At 62.5% G+C, this 18,577-nt stretch carries 15 protein-coding genes; 6 read left to right on the top strand and 9 right to left on the bottom strand.

Features of this window, described 5'->3' with window-relative positions:
* The first annotated feature begins 37 nt into the window (after nt 1-37).
* The 5 genes from N008_RS00250 (at nt 38) to N008_RS21115 (ending at nt 5,620) form a co-directional block, all read left to right on the top strand.
* Complete coding sequence (locus tag N008_RS00250; RefSeq protein WP_044012791.1) at nt 38-1,027, top strand: RimK family alpha-L-glutamate ligase; 990 nt, start codon at nt 38-40, stop codon at nt 1,025-1,027.
* 147 nt (nt 1,028-1,174) lie between these two features.
* Nucleotides 1,175-2,194, top strand: a complete 1,020-nt coding sequence (locus tag N008_RS00245) for an LLM class flavin-dependent oxidoreductase (protein ID WP_044012788.1) — start codon at nt 1,175-1,177, stop codon at nt 2,192-2,194.
* A 126-nt stretch (nt 2,195-2,320) separates the two neighbouring features.
* The gene (locus N008_RS00240) at nt 2,321-3,772 is read left to right on the top strand and encodes an amino acid permease (protein WP_044012786.1); all 1,452 of its coding nucleotides are present in this window, start codon (nt 2,321-2,323) and stop codon (nt 3,770-3,772) included.
* A 119-nt stretch (nt 3,773-3,891) separates the two neighbouring features.
* On the top strand, nt 3,892-4,650 hold the full coding sequence (locus N008_RS00235) for a haloacid dehalogenase type II (protein WP_044012783.1): 759 nt from the start codon (nt 3,892-3,894) through the stop codon (nt 4,648-4,650).
* 190 nt (nt 4,651-4,840) lie between these two features.
* On the top strand, nt 4,841-5,620 hold the full coding sequence (locus tag N008_RS21115; protein WP_081910518.1) for a CPBP family intramembrane glutamic endopeptidase: 780 nt from the start codon (nt 4,841-4,843) through the stop codon (nt 5,618-5,620).
* 72 nt (nt 5,621-5,692) lie between these two features.
* Here N008_RS21115 and N008_RS00225 read toward each other — a convergent pair whose 3' ends face one another.
* The 8 genes from N008_RS00225 to pseC form a co-directional block, all read right to left on the bottom strand.
* Complete coding sequence (locus N008_RS00225) at nt 5,693-7,171, bottom strand: lipopolysaccharide biosynthesis protein (RefSeq protein ID WP_052381020.1); 1,479 nt, start codon at nt 7,169-7,171, stop codon at nt 5,693-5,695.
* A gap of 138 nt (nt 7,172-7,309) precedes the next feature.
* Nucleotides 7,310-8,665 (bottom strand): DUF7033 domain-containing protein, encoded by a 1,356-nt coding sequence (locus tag N008_RS00220; RefSeq protein ID WP_044012777.1) that lies wholly within the window; start codon nt 8,663-8,665, stop codon nt 7,310-7,312.
* Between the two features lie 75 nt (nt 8,666-8,740).
* Nucleotides 8,741-10,045: a hypothetical protein gene (locus N008_RS00215; RefSeq protein ID WP_231569758.1), complete on the bottom strand. Its 1,305-nt coding sequence runs from the start codon at nt 10,043-10,045 to the stop codon at nt 8,741-8,743.
* Nucleotides 10,046-10,053: 8 nt separating this feature from the next.
* Nucleotides 10,054-11,094 (bottom strand): pseudaminic acid synthase, encoded by a 1,041-nt coding sequence (gene pseI, locus N008_RS00210; RefSeq protein WP_044012776.1) that lies wholly within the window; start codon nt 11,092-11,094, stop codon nt 10,054-10,056.
* A 32-nt stretch (nt 11,095-11,126) separates the two neighbouring features.
* Nucleotides 11,127-11,816 (bottom strand): DUF4328 domain-containing protein, encoded by a 690-nt coding sequence (locus N008_RS00205; RefSeq protein ID WP_044012773.1) that lies wholly within the window; start codon nt 11,814-11,816, stop codon nt 11,127-11,129.
* Nucleotides 11,817-11,861: 45 nt separating this feature from the next.
* Nucleotides 11,862-13,352 carry a UDP-2,4-diacetamido-2,4,6-trideoxy-beta-L-altropyranose hydrolase gene (gene pseG / locus N008_RS00200; RefSeq protein ID WP_081910517.1) on the bottom strand — a complete coding sequence of 497 codons (1,491 nt, stop codon included), beginning with the start codon at nt 13,350-13,352 and terminating at the stop codon, nt 11,862-11,864.
* Nucleotides 13,353-13,436: 84 nt separating this feature from the next.
* Nucleotides 13,437-14,162 (bottom strand): cytidylyltransferase domain-containing protein, encoded by a 726-nt coding sequence (locus tag N008_RS00195; RefSeq protein WP_044012770.1) that lies wholly within the window; start codon nt 14,160-14,162, stop codon nt 13,437-13,439.
* Nucleotides 14,163-14,318: 156 nt separating this feature from the next.
* Nucleotides 14,319-15,476, bottom strand: a complete 1,158-nt coding sequence (gene pseC, locus N008_RS00190) for a UDP-4-amino-4,6-dideoxy-N-acetyl-beta-L-altrosamine transaminase (protein ID WP_044012767.1) — start codon at nt 15,474-15,476, stop codon at nt 14,319-14,321.
* A 314-nt stretch (nt 15,477-15,790) separates the two neighbouring features.
* Here pseC and N008_RS21110 point away from each other — a divergent pair, with 314 nt between their 5' ends.
* Nucleotides 15,791-17,461 (top strand): gliding motility-associated C-terminal domain-containing protein, encoded by a 1,671-nt coding sequence (locus tag N008_RS21110; RefSeq protein WP_052381018.1) that lies wholly within the window; start codon nt 15,791-15,793, stop codon nt 17,459-17,461.
* Between the two features lie 14 nt (nt 17,462-17,475).
* On the opposite strand, the gene pseB is transcribed toward N008_RS21110, so the two are convergent.
* Entirely contained in the window at nt 17,476-18,495 is a 1,020-nt protein-coding gene (pseB, locus tag N008_RS00180) for a UDP-N-acetylglucosamine 4,6-dehydratase (inverting) (RefSeq protein ID WP_044012765.1), read from the bottom strand.
* Nucleotides 18,496-18,577 lie beyond the last annotated feature (82 nt).

Genomic DNA, 18,577 nt, shown 5'->3' with positions numbered 1-18,577 from the left:
GTTTCGTTTTTCATTTTCCGTCTTTTTGCTTCTGACTGTGTCATCCCTCCAAAAGCCCATAGGTATCTATTTCGAGCACCCCGAGTGGTTCAAGCCCCTGTTTGCGGAGCTGGACCGCCGCGGCCTGCCCTACGAGAAAATCGACGCCGCGCATCACCTGTTCAACCCCTCGGAAAGGGAAAGCCGCTACAGCCTCGTGGTGAACCGCATGAGCTCGTCGGCGTACCTGCGCGGGCATGGGCAGGGTATCTTCCACACGGCCGGCTACGCCACGCATCTGGAGCGCATCGGTACGCGCATCATCAACGGCTCGGCGGCCACGGCCATCGAGACCAACAAGGCACGGCAGCTGTCCTTGTTTGAGTCGCTGGGGCTAAAATATCCGGCTTCGCGGGTCATCAACCACGCCTCGCGGGCCGCGGATGCCGCGCGCGAGCTGCGCTTTCCGGTGGTGGTGAAGGTGAACATCGGCGGCAGCGGCGCGGGCATCATCCGCTTCGATACGCCGGAAGGCCTGCAAGCCGCCGTCGACAACAACCAGATTGACCTGGGCATCGACCAGACGGCGCTGGTGCAGGAGTACGTGACGCCCCGCGGCGGCCACATTCACCGCGTGGAAACGCTCAATGGCAAGTTTCTCTACGCCATGAAGGTGTACACCACCGGCGAGAGCTTCAACCTGTGCCCGGCCGAAATCTGCCAGATTCCGGAAGAGCAGTCGGCCGAGTTCTGCCTGACGGAAGCCCCGAAAAAGGGAATCCAGGTAGAGGCCTTCACGCCACCCGCCGAGGTGATTGAAGCCGTGGAGCGCATCGTGGCCGCCGCCAAAATCGACGTGGGCGGCATCGAATACTTGCTTGATGACCGCACCGGCGACGTGCTGTTCTACGACATCAACGCCCTGTCCAACTTCGTGGCCGACGCCGTGAACGTGGTCGGCTTCGACCCCTACGCCCGCTTCGTGGACTACCTGGAATCGCAGCTGCCGGTGACGGCGGTGGCTCAGGAGGGAGTGGCCACGGCATAGGCCGACGATTCATTCAAGCAAACAATCAGAACGTCATGCTGAGCTTGCCGAAGCATCTCGCGTGCTGACGCCGGATTACTATCACAACGTCAGCACGCGAGATGCTTCGGCAAGCTCAGCATGACGTTCTACTCAACTCAACGAACCATGAAATTTGGCTATTGGATGCCCGTTTTCGGGGGCTGGCTGCGCAACGTCGAGGACGAGCAGATGCCCACCGACTGGAGCTATGTGAAGCAGCTGGCGCAGCGCAGCGAGGCGTTGGGCTACGACCTCACGCTGATTGCGGAGCTGTACCTGAACGACATCAAAGGCACCGAGGCGCCTTCGCTGGAGGCCTGGAGCACGGCCGCCGCGCTGGCCGCTGTCACCGAGCAGCTGGAAATTATGGTGGCCGTGCGGCCCACCTTCCACAACCCCGCGCTGCTGGCCAAGCAGGCCGCCAACATCGATTTGATTGCGCCCGGGCGGTTGTCGCTGAACGTGGTATCGAGCTGGTGGAAGGATGAGGCCACCAAGTATGGCCTGCACTTCGAGCAGCACGACGACCGGTACGCCCGCACCCGCGAGTGGCTGGACGTGGTGACCAACGTGTGGAAGCAGGACCATTTCAGCTACGACGGCAAGTACTACCAGGTAGCCGACAACGTGCTGCAGCCCAAGCCCGCCAAAGCCCCATTCCTGTACGCCGGCGGCGAATCGGAAGCGGCCAAGGACCTCATTTCCACCCAGTGCGACGGTTACGTGATGCACGGCGACTCGCCGGAGCTGATTGGGGCCCGCATTGCGGATATGCGCCGCCGCCGCGAGCAGAAAGGCCTGCCGCCGATGAAATTCGGCGTGGCCGGCTACACCATCGTGCGCGACTCGGAGCAGGACGTGAAGAAGGAACTGGACCGCATCACCAACGTAAAAGCCTCGGCCTCGGGCTACGGCAACTACCAGCAGTGGCTGGCCGGCACCCAGCTGGAGCAGCAGGTGTCGCTGCACGACTACTCGGTTTCCAACCGCGGCCTGCGCACCGGCCTGACCGGCACGCCTGCCCAGCTGCAGGACCGGATTGGCGCTTTCGAGGCCGTAGGCGTGGATTTCTTTTTGTTGCAGGCCAGTCCGCAGCTGGAAGAAATGGAGCGTTTCTCTGAATCCGTTATCCAGGTAGTGGCGTAGCTCGTTCGCCCTCAAACTTCAGTTTCTCACGTACTGGCGGGCAGCTCAGTCCCAGCCAGTTGCCTATCACCCCACTACCAGCAAGGCGCCGCTACACAACGGCTGCGCGCGTCTTCACCCTTTTTCATGCTTAGAAAATCACTGGAACTGCTGCGGCAGGAGGCGGCCGAAACCGGCGCCGGAACGCTCAAACGAAGCCTGAACGGCTTCAACCTCATTACCATCGGCATCGGCGTAATTATCGGGGCGGGCCTGTTCTCGCTAACCGGCATTGCCGCCGCCAACAACGCCGGCCCGGCCGTGACGCTCTCGTTTGTGGTGGCGGCCGTGGGCTGCGCCTTCTCGGCGCTGTGTTACGCCGAGTTTGCCTCCATGGTGCCCGTGGCCGGCTCGGCCTACACCTACGCCTACGCCACCATGGGCGAGCTGTTCGCCTGGATTATCGGCTGGGATTTGGTGCTGGAATACTCGGTGGGCGCGGCCACGGTGGCCATCAGCTGGTCGCAATATCTGCTTAAGTTCCTGAGCAAGTACGGCATCATCGTGCCGCCGCAGCTGGTGATGTCGCCGTTCGAAACGGCCACGCTGGCCGACGGCAGTATCGTGCACGGCTTCGTCAATATTCCGGCCATGCTGATTGTGCTGGCCATCACCCTGATTATCATTCGCGGCACGTCGGGCTCGGCGTGGTTTAATGCGCTGGTCGTGACGCTGAAGGTGTCGGTGGTGCTGGTGTTTATTGCGCTGGGCTGGCAGTACATCGACCCCACCAACTACCAACCCTACATTCCGGCCAATACCGGCGTGTTTGGCGAGTTTGGCTGGAGCGGTATTCTGCGCGGGGCGGGCGTGGTGTTCTTCGTGTTCATCGGCTTCGATATCGTGGCTACCATGGCCCAGGAAACCAAGAACCCGCAGCGCAACATGCCCATCGGCATCATCGGCTCATTGCTTATCTGCACTGTGCTGTTCGTGCTGTTCGGGCACGTGATGACCGGACTGGCCAACTACACCGAGTTCAAGAACAGCGCTGCGCCGGTGGCCATTGCCATCGAGAAAACGCCCTACGCCTGGCTGTCGTCGGCCGTAATTCTGGCCATCATCGTTGGTTATACGTCCGTGATTCTGGTGGACTTGCTGGGCCAGAGCCGGGTGTTTTTCAGCATGGCCAAAGATGGCCTGCTGCCCCCGGTTTTCGCCCGGATTCACGAGCGGTTCCGCACGCCGCTGCAGTCGAATCTGCTGCTGGGGCTGTTCATTGCGCTGTTTGCGGGCTTCGTGCCGATTTCAGTGGTGGGCGAGATGACGAGCATCGGCACGCTGCTGGCCTTTGTGATGGTGTGCGTGGGCATCCTGATTATGCGCAAGCGCGAGCCCGACGCCCCGCGCGGATTCCGCACGCCCTGGGTGCCGCTGGTGCCCATCCTCGGCATCCTGACCTGCGTGGTGATGATGCTGGCGCTGCCCTGGGAAACGTGGCTGCGGCTGGCCGTGTGGCTGGCTATCGGCCTGGCCATCTACTTCGGCTACGGCCGCAAGCATAGCAAGCTGGGAAATGAATTAAAAATTAAGAATTAAAAATTGGGCCGTTATGGCCTATGAAGCAGCCGGGGCCGGGATGTTCCGGCTGTTTGCGTTACGGGGTGGCATGTGGAGAAAAACCCGGTCGGCGCCGGGTTTCTGCGTATAACGGGGCTATGAGTACTCGTCGCACGTTTCTTTCTTCTCTCGCGCTGGCTGCTACGGCGGCCGCGCTGCCTTCTTCGCTTATGGCCCTGCCCCTCGCCGCCCGTCCCAAACTGCTGCTGTTTGACGTCAACGAAACCCTGCTGGACCTGAGCAAGCTGCAGACGGCCATCAACCAAGAGTTCAAGTCCGAATTCGCTTTCAAACAGTGGTTTTCGCTGCTGCTGCAATACTCGCTGGTGGATACTGCCACCGCTGCCTACCACGATTTCGGGCAGATTGGGGCCGCCGCCCTCGATATGCTGGCGCAGTCCCTCGGTCAGTCGGCTCGCCCGGAAGCGCGCAAGAAGGAGCTGCTGGCCCTCATCACCGAGCTGCCGCCGCACCCCGACGTGGTGCCAGCCCTCACGCGCCTGCAAAAAGCCGGGTTCCGGATGGCCACGCTCACCAACTCGTCGGGTCCGGCCGTGAAAAAGCAGATAGCCTACGCGGGCCTCAGCAGCTTCTTCGAGCAGCTACTGAGCGTGGACGTTGTGCAGCGCTACAAGCCCCACCCCGACACCTACCGCATGGCCTGCCAGAAGCTTCAGGTAGCCCCCGCCGACACGCTGCTGATTGCGGCTCACGGCTGGGATACGGCCGGGGCCGTGCGTGCCGGCCTGCAGGCGGCCTTCGTGGCGCGCCCCGGCCAGGCGCTGTACCCGCTGGCTGCCGCCCCCGCCTACACCGGCCCTACTATAGCGGATATTGCCCGGCAGTTGGGCGCGTAGGAGGTGCCGTTGAGCAGTGGAATTAGGGGTTTCTGCGGTTGGGATTAGGCCTGCTGACACGTAGCTTTGAGCCCGTATCCAGCTTATCCTATCTTCTGTGGAAACTATAGTTGCGCTTCCCGTTCCGGCCGTTCAAGCCAAGACAGTCTATCCTACCATCAAAGAAAGCTGGGGTTTTCTGGGGTGGTATATGTTGTTTTCATTGGTGGTGGGAGTGCCGGTTCTGCTGTTAGGGGAGAAGCTACTTTCCCTGCCCACGGCCGTAGCGCTATTGCTGTTTGCGGTAGCTGGCAACGGTACGCTGCTGTGGTTTCTCCGGCGGCGCTACTCCGGCCGTTGGCCCAGTATCAACCTGCATGGGCATGTACCCGGCTGGTTGATTATCGCGCTGCCCGTGCTGGTGCTGGCGGCCGATATGGTGCTTTCGCTGATAGACCTGTTGCACCTGCCGGGCTTCGAGGGTGAACCCTATCAGAAGCTAGAGCAATTGCCCGTAGTAGCGTTTTTGATTTTGTGCGTGGCGGCTCCGGTGCTGGAGGAGCTGCTGCTACGGGGCGTGATGCTGCAGGGGCTGCTGCGCAATTTTCCCGGCCGGCCGTGGATAGCCATTGGCCAGTCGGCTTTGGTTTTTGGGGTGATGCACTTCAATCCGCCGCAGAGTTTGTTGGCGTTTGTGCTGGGGTTGCTGCTGGGCTGGCTCTACTATCGCACACGCTCGCTATGGTTGTGCATGGGCGTGCATTTCCTTCACAATATGTTCTTCTTCACAGCTATGCTGGCCGCCACCGAGGCAGCCAAGGACAAAGAGGTTACGGCTATGTTTGGGGCGCCCTGGATATATGCGGCAGTGGTGGCACTAAGCGCCCTCGTGCTGGCCGGGCTACTGTGGCGCGTGCACCAAACCACTAAGCCACCAGCCGAACCCGTTTCGGAGGAAGTGCAACCAATAGTAGAGGCAGCCAGCAGGTAATTTGGGGGAAATTCTGCGGCGGCCTGCGCCGGCAGGAGGCGTTTTCAGGTAGTGAGCCGCAACTCAGCTTACTTAAGCTGCCCCTCTTTTCAGTAGCTTCTGCAGCGTTTCGCGCACTTGGGGCTCGGCGTTGGTGAGCAGCAGCAGGCCGCCGTACACGGCCGTCAGCAGCGTGGAGCGTAGCAGCATTGTGGCGAACAGGGAGTGCACGAACGGCACCAGCCACGCCGCTACGCCCGCCACGGCCGCCAGCAGCAGAATCAGCGGGACGCGCCTATCAAACGGCTGCAGCCCGAAGCTGTGCCACACAAACCAGGTGCGCGCAATGTTGATGAGCACCATGGCTACGGAAGCTGCCACGGCGGCGCCCGTCAGGCCGAGGCGTGGAATCAGTAGCAGATTCATGAGCACCGTGGCGCCGGCCAGCGAGGCATTGAACACCAAGTCGTAGCGGTAGCGCGGCGACGTGACGACGATGAGGCCGTTGACGCCGGTGATGCCATCGAACAGCCGGCCAGCCAGCAGAACAAGCACCGAGGTGGCACCGGCGGCGTAGGCCGGCTTCATCTGGGCGAAGATGAAGTCGAGGTTGAGGCCGATGCCCAGCGCTAGGTAGCAGCCCAGCAGCGTGTTGAGGCGGGTGGTGCGCTGGTAGAAGTCGGCCATGCGGGCGTGGTCGTTGTCTTTCCAGTAGTCGGCCAGCAGCGGGAAGGCAATTTTGTACAGCGCCCGAAACGGCAGCACCAGCGCCGTGCTGATGAAAAACGCCACGCTGTAGATGCCGGCCCCATCAAAGCTGACCTTGGAGCCAACCATCAGCGAGTCGATGGTGGTGATGATGACGCCCGACACGTTGCCGAGCAGCGCGAAGGCCCCAAAGCTGAGCATTTCGCCCAGCGGCCGCACCCGCAGCGCCGCCCGCGCGGGCCGCAGGTGCAGCTCGCCGATGTAGGCCGTGTAGAGCGTGAGCAGCAGCGCAATACTGCTGCTGGCCCCGATGTACCAGAGCACGTAGCCGTGGAAGTTGAGGTAGCCGCCGCCAAACAGCAGCGCCCCGACCGTAATCAGCAGCCGCAGGATGATTTCCTGCGCAAACGACGAGAAAGCCGTGTGGTAGAGCGACTTCAGGTAAGTATCCTGCAGGTTGAGCAGCAGCGTGAACAAGGCCAGCACCAGCCCCCAGACGTAGTAGTCGCGCAGCAGGTCCGCATCCTTGGCGTACCAGCTCAGCACCAGCGGCTTGCCCGCCAGGTACGCCGCCGCCACCAGCCCGAAGCCCAGCAGCGGCACGCCCAGCAGAAACGGCAGAAACCCCCGGTGTCCGGTTTCGGGCTGCCGGAAATACGGGAAAAACCGGACGCCCATGTTGCCGAACCCAAACGCCGACACCTGCGCAAACATGGTGGCCAGCGCCACCAGCACGCTGGTCAGGCCAATCTGGCGCGGCTCCAGCACTTTGGGCAGCACCAGCACCGTATTCACGAAGCCCAGCGCCAGGCCCGCGTAAGAAATAACCGTATTGCGCAGCCCCTGCCGCCGAACGATACCCAATGGACGTGATGAGGTAATGAAGTGATGGGGTGAGAGGCTAGAACGTCATTCTGAGCTTGCCGAAGCATCTCTACCGCTTCGTTGCAAAGCGAATTGAATAGCTTCGGTAGAGATGCTTCGGCGAGCTCAGCATGACAGCTACATCACGGCCTGCCATATGTCTGTGCCGTTGACGAAGGCTGTGTTGCGGCTGCGAAGGTAGTGCATCAGCTCGGCGAACTGGCGTGGGCCGGTGGCCGTGTTGGCCGGGTCGAAGTGGTCGTTGTGCCAGAGCAGCGTGCAGACGCCGCCGAATCGCTCGATTTCCCGGAACATGGGCGTCAGGGCCGGCAGGATTTCGTCGGGGGCCAGCTGCAGGTAGTTGGGGTGGTGCAGCGTGGCATCCATGACGTTGAGCGGGATTTCCAGGAAGTCGAACCGCTTGCCGGTTTGGAAGTCGAATGGCTGGAACGGCAGGCAGTAGGAGTTGCGGAAGCCATAGTGCTCGGCAAAGCCTAGCGTAGATTCATAGTTACAATCCGTTGCTTTGACGATGCTTGGAGTTGAACGTGGTTCCCAACGCAAATAGTGGAAGCGTAAGCCCAAAATGGGGGAATACCCACTCATTAATTCGACCTCATTATCAAGACGTAACTGATTAATGGCTAACAAGCTGGCATGTAGCCCGATTTCTGCCCCATTATCTACTAGTGGCTTGATGCGTGGCCAAACAATTTTGAGGTCGTAATCCGCATTCGGCGTGCCGTTGGCTGCTTTCCGGTGCTCAGGCAGAAAGAAAAATGTGCTCTTCGCCCCGAACTCCGCCACTGTGCGCTGCACCAGCTCCAAGTTGTCCCAGGCATCGGGCTGCGTGAAATGCCGCCATAGTTGCCGGCCGAAGTTCAGCAGCCGGCCACTGCGAAGAGCGGCTTTCGCCGGCGCCTTCCAGGCGCCGTGCAGGCTGTCGATATCGTGCGTGACGAAGGTGGCGAAGGGGGCGCCGCCCGCCCAGCGGCGCGCCGCCAGCGGCTGGCCCGTGGCGTGCTCCACGGCCGTTTTCAGCACCTCAAAGTAGTAGTTGACGACGGGCACGGCCACGAAGCCATAGCGGTGCTGCACGCTGGCTGCAAACGGAAAGCGCCCGTGCCGGTCCCGCTCATCAGAGAAGAACTCCTGCCAGCCGCTAAGCAGGTAAAACGCCGCCGATATGATATCGGCGTTGATGCGCGCTCGGCCGGCCGGCAGCAGCTCCAATAGCGGCGCTTCGGGGTGCGGGTCGAAGAAGAACGGCAGTTGCTGCCCGTGCCAGTCGCGCCAGTTGGGCGGGGCAGGGTAGGGTCCAGTTTCGCTGAAAAAGGAGCCGGCCGCCTCCGCAATTTCCACCTGCGGCTGCGTGGCGGCATAGCCGATGGTTACCTGTGGCTGGCCGTCGTAAGCCTGCCAGAAGTGGTGCAGCACGTACGCCAGCCGGCTTTCGGGCGTGGTAGCAACAACAGGAGGCAGCGGCGGCAGCATGGTTTCGGCAGAGAATTGAATCGGTAAAGCAGTGGGCTTTGGAAACCAAAGAAGCTTGCCGGCACAAGCTAAAGCTTATGCTACAGTTTCCAGCCACGTGTGCAGGAGGCGGGCGGCATGCTGCCGGCTGTGGCCCTCGTCAGAGGTGCCCAGGGTGGCATTGTAGTAAGTTGCCCGTTGGTATAAATCCAGCGGTTTGTGCTGCTGGTAGCCGCGCAGCAGCGCCGCCAGCTCCGGCAGGGTGGCGGCGCGGGGCACCAGGCCGTGGGCCACGTAGCCGTAGTAGTCGTCGGCCACGGCGTGGGTGCCGAAACGGAAGTACAGGCTGGCCAGATTCAGCAGCGTGGCTTCGAGGTGGGTGCTGGTGTCGGCGGCAATCAGCGCATCCTGCTGCTGCAGAAACTCAAACACATTCTGCTGCCGCGCATCAGAAAGCAGCAGCTGCGGGTTTTGCTGCCGCAGAAACGAAAAGTCGCGCGGGTCTCCGGGGTGGGGGCGGAAAGTGAAGGTGAGAGCCGGGAACTCGCGCAGCAGGTAGGCCAGCGTTTCCCGAATGGCCTCGGTGGTGTCGAGGGTGTTGCAGGCCACGCCCACGCGCCGCACGACCGGGCGCTGGTTTTTCTGACCAAGAAACGCGTCGGCTTTGGGCATGCCCACCAGCGCCACCTGGCCGCGTACGGGGCCGCATTGCCGGTACTTGTCCAGCGCATCCTGGCCTTCCAGCAAACTCAGGTCGAAGCCCAGGGGCGGGAAGTTGGTGCTTACGCTGGCGTGCTGCACGTAGGCCGTGGGCACGCCCTCGGCGTGGCAGGCCAGCAGCAGGGCCCGGGCGTCGTCGTTGTGGTCGTTGGCAAACACCACGGCCCGTGGCCGGTAGTGGCGCAGGGCCCGTCGGTACACCTCGTAGTAGCCGATGGCGTTGAAAATCAAATCAAAAAACCGCCAGGCCTGCAGGCCCTCCGTGCGGCGCATCGCCCGGTACACACCCGGCAGCTGCCCATAATACAGCAGTTTGCGCCGAAGAGAAAGCCGGTTCACCTGCCCATTATAACGCCCGATTTCCTTGCTCTGCCCGGCCACCAGCACGGCATCGGGCCGGGCTTCGCGCAGGAAATGCAGGGCGTCGTAGTTGTTCTGGCTCACCACGTACAGCCACACTTTGCCGTGCAGTTGCTCTGGGTTTTGCACCTTATGCAGCACATTGCCCACCAGCCGCACGGCCGCATAGCCCGCAACTTTCAGTAGCCGCTTCCACGGGCTGGCCGGGGAAATCGGCTCCAGCATGCGGGCCGGCAGCGCCGCAAACAGCGGCGTAAACCGCAGCTGCAATATGTCGCGCAGGCGGGCAGCGGAGGTAGGCGGGACAGCAGAATCAGGCATGGCCGGCGTTACAGCGCGTCCCAGGTGAGCGGGGTGCCGGCGCGCAGGTCCTGGCGGGCCGGCTTGCCCAGCAGCTGGTCGTAGTAGCGGGGCGGCAGGCCGTCGCCGGGTCGTACTACGCGTAGGTTTTCGGCTGTGAACAGCTCGCCGGCCCGGATATCCTGCGCCACGTAGAGGCTGCGCTTGTAGAGGCGGCTCTTCTCCTCAGCGCGCTGCACGCCGTACTGAATCTGGCCCAGGGCCTGCCAGGCGCGCTCGGTTTCCGTAACCAGTTGGGCCACTTCCTCGGGCTCCAGCGAGAAAGCCGAGTCCACGCCGCCGTCGGCGCGGCGTAGGGTTACGTGCTTTTCCACCACGCAGGCCCCCAGCGCCACGGCCGCCACGGCCGCGCCCACGCCCATGGTGTGGTCGGAGAGGCCCACTAAGGCATCGGGGAAGAGCTGCTGGAAGTGGGGCAGGGTGCGCAGGTTGGTATTCTGAGGCGTGGCGGGGTAGGTGCTGGTGCACTTGAGCAGCACCAGCTCGCGGCAGCCGGCCTCGCGCAGCACCTGCACGGCTTCGGCCACCTCAGCCAGGGTGCTGGCGCCGGTGCTCATAATCACGGGCTTACCGGTGGCGGCCACCCGGCGCAGCAGCGGCCAGTCGGTGTTCTCAAACGAGGCAATCTTGTAAGCCGGCACGTCGAGAGTTTCCAGGAAGTCGACGGCGGTTTCATCGAAAGGCGAGCTGAAAGCCAGCATGCCGTGCTGCCGGGCGCGGTCGAAGAGCGGCTTGTGCCACTCCCAGGGCGTGTGGGCTTCCTGGTACAGCTCGTGCAGCTCGCGGCCAAACCACAGGGAGTTGGGGTCGTCGATGCGGTAGGCGCCGGGCAGCGTCATGGTATCGGCGGTGTAGGTCTGGAGCTTGATGGCGTGGGCGCCGGCCGCCGCCATGGCATCCACGATGGCCAAGCCGCGGTTGAGGTCCTGGTTGTGGTTGCCGCTGAGCTCGGCAATGATGAGCGGTGGCTGATCGGGGCCCACGAGGCGGGAGCCAAAGGAAATCGTCATGCCGCAAAACTACGAAGCCGGGCGCAGGAATATCAGCCGTAGGATTCCTCTGCCGTAGGGCTCAGGTCTGCCGGCTCTGGGGGCAGGCCGCCTATTGTGGCCACCTGCGCCTGCAGCTGCATCTGCTGCTCGAAATCGGCAATTCGCCGAATTACCTTCATTGTGACAAAAAGCGCTGCCAGATCGAAAACCGTCGACCCGGCCAGCCACAGGAGCTGTGCCCGAACGCCTTCCAGCGTATTCACCTGGTTGGCAATTAGGTTGGTGACGATACCGGTGGCGCTGCGCAGCAGAAACAGCGTCCACCATACCCGTAGCAGCGTGTGCGAAGTCACGTAGCCGTAGCCCATGCGCTGGGTGCGCTGCCAGATTTCGCGCATGATGGTGTAGGGCCGGTACAGACTCACGACAGGGATAATCCAGCCGCTTACGGCCCAGCTGTCGTCGTATTCCACCCCGATGCCCAGCGCCGCCAGATTGTAGTAGGCGCGCCGCATCCACCGCATAAAGGCCACGGCACTCGCCAGCGTCAGGCCCAGCACCACCAGACTCAGCAGCCCTTGCAAGCTCGCGAAGGCGGTGCCCATAGTGGAGTAGGCGTCGTTGCTGGCCAGCATAAAGCAATAAATCAGGCTCACGGCAGCGCTGGCGGCCAGTACGATGCCCAGGCTAAGGAAAATGTACCAAGCCTGCTGACTGCGGGCAGAATTGTCGCGGAGCATAAAGCAAGAGAAATAAATCGGTAGGATTTGACTTCTCAAAGAAGCCTAAAGCCCGGCAGTTTCCCAACTAAATGTTACCGAATCAGGCGCGGGGCCGGCCTCCGTGTTCAGCTGAAACCCCGCCCGCTCAAACGCCTTCACCGACGCTACGTTGGCCACCTGCACGTGCCCCACCACCTGCCGGACGCTGCCAAACGTCTGCGCCAGCACCCGGGTGCCGGCCAGCAGCAACAGCGGCGCCAGCCCCTGGCCCCGAAATCGGGCATCGAGCAGGTAGCTGAGCGTGGCACGGGCTTCTTCCACCTGAAACCGGATCAGGCCCAGGGGCTGGCCGCTGGCGGCGTCTTCGGCCAATAGCAGCAGGCTGGCGGGGTCCTGGAGGCGGGCGGCCAGCCACTGCTCGTGCGCGGGCCGGGCTACTGGTTCGGGGTTGAAGGAAAACTGTCGCACGGTCGGGTCGTTGGTCCAGGCCAGCAGCTGCGCAGAGTCGGCGGCCACTACCGGGCGCAGCAGAAACGGCGGCGCCGGCAGCCCCAGCGCCCGGAACTCCTGGCGCAGCCGTACCGGTGCCAGCCCATCAAATACGTGGCGCTGCGTCTGGCGCAGCTGGCGGGTCAGGCGGTTGGCCTCGGGGCTGGTCAGCACGTTGGGGGCGCTGGGGTAGGGCAGGGCCAGGCCGGCTTCCAGCAGAAAGTGGTTGATGTCGTGCTGATTGTCGGCCACGGGCAGCAGCAGCAGCAGGCCGCCCCCGGCCGCGCAGTACTCGTAGCTGATGGTGCTGGGCGAGCACACGGCCGCGCCGCAGCGGCGCATCAGCGCCACCAGCTCCGGGGCCGGCAGGCTGTGGTGCAGCGTCAGGCGCGGCTGCTCATCAGCCCAGGCTTGCAGGGCTTCCCGGCCGCTGTAGGCGCTGCCCACCACGGCGTGCACCTGCGCCACGGTGGGCAGCGCCAGCAGGGCGGCGGCCACATGGCGGGTCTGGTGGGTGGGGTCGGCGCCGCCCAAGCACACCAGCACCGACGTGCAGGGAGCCTCAGAGGCAGGCTGCCGGGTGGCTTCGCGGAAGGCGCTACGCAGCGGCGCAAAAGCCGGGCCGGCCAGCAGCCGGGCCCCGGGCTGGCGCATCTGGTACTGGCGGAGCTGCACGCCGCCGGCGGGATTCAGCACCAGGTCGGCGGCCAGCGGAAAGCCGTGCAGATCATCCACATACACCAGCCGGGCCACTGCCCCGCGCACTGTGTTATGGTAGTCGTAGCGGAAATCGTATCCATCGAGCACCAGCACGTCGGTGGCGCGCAATACGTGGCGCACCAGATGGGCCGCTTCCTCGGGCTGTGGCTGGGCGGGCAGCGCCACCACGCGCAGGCCGGCGGCCGCCAGCTGCTGCCCCAGCGCCTCATCCGGCTCCCGAATCAGAAACAGTTGCTCGGTGAAGTCCGGCCGCAGAATCTCAGCCAGCGCCAGCAGGCGCATCACGTGGCCCAGCCCGATGCGGGAGTTGCCATCGGCGCGGAGCACAAGGCGGGGAGGAGTCAATTAAAAATCGAGAATTAAAAAGTGAAAACCCGCGGTTGGGCCTGCGTGAGGCGGTTTTTTGCCCGCCTACTACCGCCCAGTGCGTTACAGCTTCTTCTGTTCGATGTGGGCATTAAGAGCTACCAACTCGGGGTGCGCGTCCAGCAGCGCAATCAGGCTATCGGTAGAAATGGCGGCGGCGGCGTAGTCTTCAATCAGCTGCCGGATCAGCTCGAAGTCATCGGCCGTATCCACGGTCAGGCGGTAGGCGCTACGGTCTTCGGCGCGTCGCACGTGTTGGAACTGCACCCGTCCCGAGCGGTTCTGGTGGATGTAGGGCGTCACATGCTCGCGGTCGGAGGGCAGCGTGGCCTGCGCGGCGGCCTCTTCCAACAGTTCCCGCGAAAACACCTCGAAGTCGAAACCGCGCGGAAACGTGCGTTCCAGCACATTCGACAGGTACAGGCGCGGGTTGTCGGCGGCCAGGTACGCCCGCACGGCGTCGGCTACCAGCGCCCCGTCCAGCAGCGGGCAGTCAGACGTCACGCGCACTATTACATCCAGGTTATGGGCGGTGGCGCACTGCTGGTAGCGGGCCAGCACGTCGTCCTCGGGGCCGCGGGTGCAGGGCAGCTGGTGTGCGGCCCCGAATTCGGCCAGCACGTCGTCGGTTGCGTTGGTGGTAGTGGCCAGGTACAGCGGCAGGCTGCTGGCTTGCAGGCGCTGCACGTGGTGCAGCAACAGCGGTTGGCCAGCCACGGGCCGTAGCACCTTGCCCGGCAGCCGGGTGCTGGTCATGCGGGCCTGCGAGATAATGCCGACGTTTTTCAAAAGCGGTGAGGAAGTGATGAGGTAATCAGGTAACGAGGCTTGTCTGTCATCGTGAGCTTGCAAAGGACTTTGTCAGGCTGAATCCATTGACAATGAGCCGTTCATTGAAACGCTCAAGGTGGTAATGTCCTTCGATCTGCTCAGGATGACAAAGAGTTACCCCGCCACAAATTCCCGGATGCAGTCGATGACGTACTGCTGCTCGTCGTCGGTGAGGCTCGGGAACAGCGGGATGCTGAGGCAGTGGGCATAGTAGGCTTCGGCCAGCGGGAAGTCGCCAGGCTGCCAGCCCAGGCCCTGGTAGTACGGCATGGTGTGCACCGGAATGTAGTGCACCTGCGCAAAGATTTCCCGGGTCCGCAACGCGTCGTAAAGCCCTTTGCGGTCGGGCACCTGAATCACGTAGAGGTGGTAGGCGTGGCCGGGCGCGCCGGCCAGCGGCCGCACGGCGGGCATTTCCGCAAAAGCGGCATCGTAGCGGGCGGCCAGCTGGCGGCGGCGGGCCAGGCCCTCGTCGGCACGGGTCAGCTGGCTTATGCCCAGCGCGCAGAGCATGTCGGGCATGCGGTAGTTGTAGCCCAGCTCCTGCATTTCCATGTACCAGCCGCCGTCGTTGCGCTGCATCTGGGCGGGGTCTTTGGTGATGCCGTGGGTGCGCAGCTTCAGCAACTCCCGGTACAGGTCTTCGCGGTTGGTGGTAATCATGCCGCCCTCGCCGGTAGCAATGTGCTTGACGGGGTGGAAGCTGAAGATGGCCAGATCGGCAAACTGCCCGTTGCCGCAACGCTGCTCCCGGCCCTGCGAGTCCAGGAAAAAGCCGCCCGGCGCGTGGCAGGAGTCCTCAATCAGCCACAAACCGAACTCGTCACAGAGTTGGCGGGCAGCTTCCAGGTTCACGGGCAGGCCGGCGAAGTCCACCGGAATCAGGCCGTGGAAGTGGCCCCGGGGGTGGCTTTCCAGCAGTTGGCGCACCTGCTGCAGATCTATCAGGGCCGTGGCTGGGTCAATGTCGGCGAAGTGCACCTCGCCGCCGCAGTAGCGCACGCAGTTGGCCGACGCCGCGAAGGTAATGGGCGTGGTAATGACCCGCTGGCCGGGCTGCACGCCCAGCGCCAGCGCGCACAGGTGCAGCGCCGCCGTGCCGTTGCTCACGGCCACCGCGTACCGGGCCCCCACGTAGGCGGCAAACTTCTCCTCGAACTCCGCCACTTTCGGGCCCTGCGTCAGGTAGTCGGAGTGCAGGGTTTCCACCACGGCCCGCACGTCCTCGTCGGTGATGTGCTGGCGGCCGTAGGCGATAGGGCGGGTAGGCATTGGGGGAACATCGGGCATAAAGGCAAAAGTACGTACTGTGCGTGGTGCTTTGCATAGTGTGATTCACTAGTTTAGCAACACACTTTAGTAGAGTCCGCTATATGTTGATTATGTGCTTGCTACGTCGTAATAGTGTATTCATCTTATTAATGCTTCTATTGGCCCACCCAAGAGCATGGGCGCAGCGCGAGGCCTACAACTGGCGGTTTGGGAGCGGAGCCGGGCTGCGCTTTGGCCCGGTTGGTAGTCCTCGCCCCGTTACCTTACCAACCCTTACTCCCGCATCCGTTTTTTATGCCAACGAAGGCTGTGCTGTGCTTTCCGACGAAGAAGGTAATCTGCAATGTTACTCCGATGGGGAGCGGGTATACAACCGGCAGGAGCAATTGATGGGGGTTGTACTGCCACGCGGAAGTCGGGCCTCAAGCACACAGGGGGCACTGCTCCTGCGGGCACCTGGTGATGCCAACCGCTGCTACCTGTTTACCGTAGATCAGGCTGAAAACAGCTTGCAGGGTGGACTGCACTACTCTATTATTGATCTGCGGCTAAATAATGGGCTGGGGGGGCTAACCTCCACGTTAGATCAGGCGGTACCGACTCCGGCCACCACACAGCTGCTTGCTGAAAAGCTGACAGCCGTGCGCCATGCCAACGGGCGTGATTACTGGGTGCTGGTACACGGCTGGAACGATGATGCATTCTATGCGTATTTGCTAAGCCCGGCGGGCCTGGCCAGTGCCCCAGTGATGAGCCGTGCCGGCCGGCCACATATAGACCCGAATGGTGCTACCAATTTCCAATCAGCCCTTGGCTATCTGCGGGTCTCCCCCAACGGGCTTCGCATTGCGGCCGCAATCAGTGGCCTGGGAGTCGACTGTGGTACTTTCAACCCGGCCACCGGCCGCGTCAGCAATGTGGCCGCTCTACCCGTGATTCCCTTTTTAGGATATTCCGGTCTGGAGTTCTCTCCGGATAATTCCAAGCTTTACGTTACGGACGAATTTGGTAGTCTTCGCCAGATAGATTTGGCCACGCAAATAGTTACGGAGTTTGCTTCTACCAATCCTAAAGCGCTGGCGCTAGGCCCTGACCAGAAAATATATCTGGGCGTTCCACGTGATGCCTTGGGCATTATTCACGAACCCAACCTGCCCGGGCTGGCCTGTCGGTTTCAAAAGCAAGGCTTGGACGTGGCACCGGGCTTTACGCGCCTTGGCCTGCCAAATTTCCCGAACGCCTTCGCGGCATCATTGCGTATTGTGGCGCGTCGGCAGGTTTGTGTCGGTGCGCGGGTTGAGTTCCAGGCGCGGCTGAGTTCAGGCGAGGCGGTGGCGTCTGCCATCTGGACTTTCGGAAACCCGGCTGCTGGGCCTGCCAACAGTGCTGTCGGTCTTGAGGTGCAGCACACCTACCAGCAGCCCGGCACCTACCAGGTGGTGCTGTCAGCCCGCAACGCAGCAGGCATCGAGTACATGGCCACGGAAACCATTGAGGTGCAGGTGCCTCCGTCCGTGCGTATCTCCCCGCCCGACCCCATTCTCTGCACCGACCCACTCAGTGCGCGCCCGTTGGTACTATCGGTGCCGGAAGTGCCGGGGGCTACCTACCGGTGGCAAAACGGCTCTACGGCCTCTTCAATAACCGTCAATGCCGCCGGACGCTACCGCGTACAGGTAACAACTTCGGGGGGGTGTATAAGTCAGGACTCGACACTGGTGCAGGAACGGGCCTGCCAGGTAACGATTCCTAATATTATTACTCCCAACCAGGATGGGCGGAACGAAACCTTCGTGCTCAAGGGCTTAGTGGCGTCGGAATGGCGCTGCTGCATCTTCAACCGCTGGGGACGGCTTATCTATAAGTCAGAAGCCTACCAGGACGATTGGAGTGCAGCCGGGCAGGCAGACGGCATCTACTATTACTATCTGACCAGCACACGCACCGGCCAGGTAGTAAAGGGAACTGTGGAGGTTATGCGCTGAGATAGACGCGCCAGCTACACCGCAAAATCCGCGTCCACGTGCAGGCGGATTTCCTCCCTGATCTGCTCGGCGTCCAGCCACTCGTCGTTGTTGGCCGAGTCGTAGTGGAAACCTTCGGGCACGCGCTTGCCGTTGAAGTGCTGGATGAACTGCTCCACGTCCCACTGCGGCGTGAAGGGCAGGATGACGTAGTACTTTGGCAGCTCTACCGTGCTCAGGGCGTCAGTTGCGGTAATCATTTCCTCGTGCAGCTTTTCGCCGGGCCGGATGCCCACGATTTCCTGCCGGCAGTCGGGGCCGATGGCCTTAGCCACTTCCGTGATGACGTAGCTCGGAATCTTGGGCACGAAGATTTCGCCGCCCCAGCTGTTTTCCAGCGCGTACAGCACTAAGTCCACGCCCTGCTCCAGCGAGATGTGGAAGCGCGTCATGTCGGGGTGGGTGATAGGCAGCACGCCGGTTTCGCGGCGCTGCATGAAGAACGGCACCACTGAGCCGCGCGAGCCGATGACGTTGCCGTAGCGCACCACCGAGAAGCGCAGGTCGCGGGCACCTTTCATGTTGTTGGCGGCCACAAACAGCTTGTCGGAGCAGAGCTTGGTGGCGCCGTAGAGGTTGATGGGGGCGGCGGCCTTGTCGGTGCTCAGGGCCACTACTTCCTTCACGCCGCAGTCGAGGGCGGCGTTAATCACGTTTTCGGCCCCGAAGATGTTGGTTTTGATGCATTCCATCGGGTTGTACTCGGCGGCGGGCACCTGCTTAAGGGCGGCGGCGTGCACAATGATGTCGATGCCCTCGCAGGCTCGTTTCAGCCGTTCGCCGTCGCGCACATCCCCAATAAAGTAGCGGATGGCGGGGTACTTGGCCTGCGGAAACGTCTGCGACATCTCAAACTGCTTCAGCTCGTCGCGCGAGTACACCACCAGGCGTTTCACCTGCGGAAACTGCTCGAATACAGTCTGCACAAACTGCTTGCCGAAGGAGCCAGTGCCGCCGGTTACTAGGATGGATTTATGGTTGAGGTCGAGGGCCATTCAGGTGATTGGGGGAAGAGGTAAGTGGTGACACGTCACACGTGACAGGTTACCAAGCGGTGGGGAGAAGGGCAAAGGTAGG

The sequence above is a fragment of the Hymenobacter sp. APR13 genome, assembly GCF_000737515.1.
Taxonomy (GTDB): domain Bacteria; phylum Bacteroidota; class Bacteroidia; order Cytophagales; family Hymenobacteraceae; genus Hymenobacter.
The sequence above is the reverse complement of the archived record's forward strand: the minus strand, read 5'-3'. Positions and strand labels throughout refer to the sequence as shown.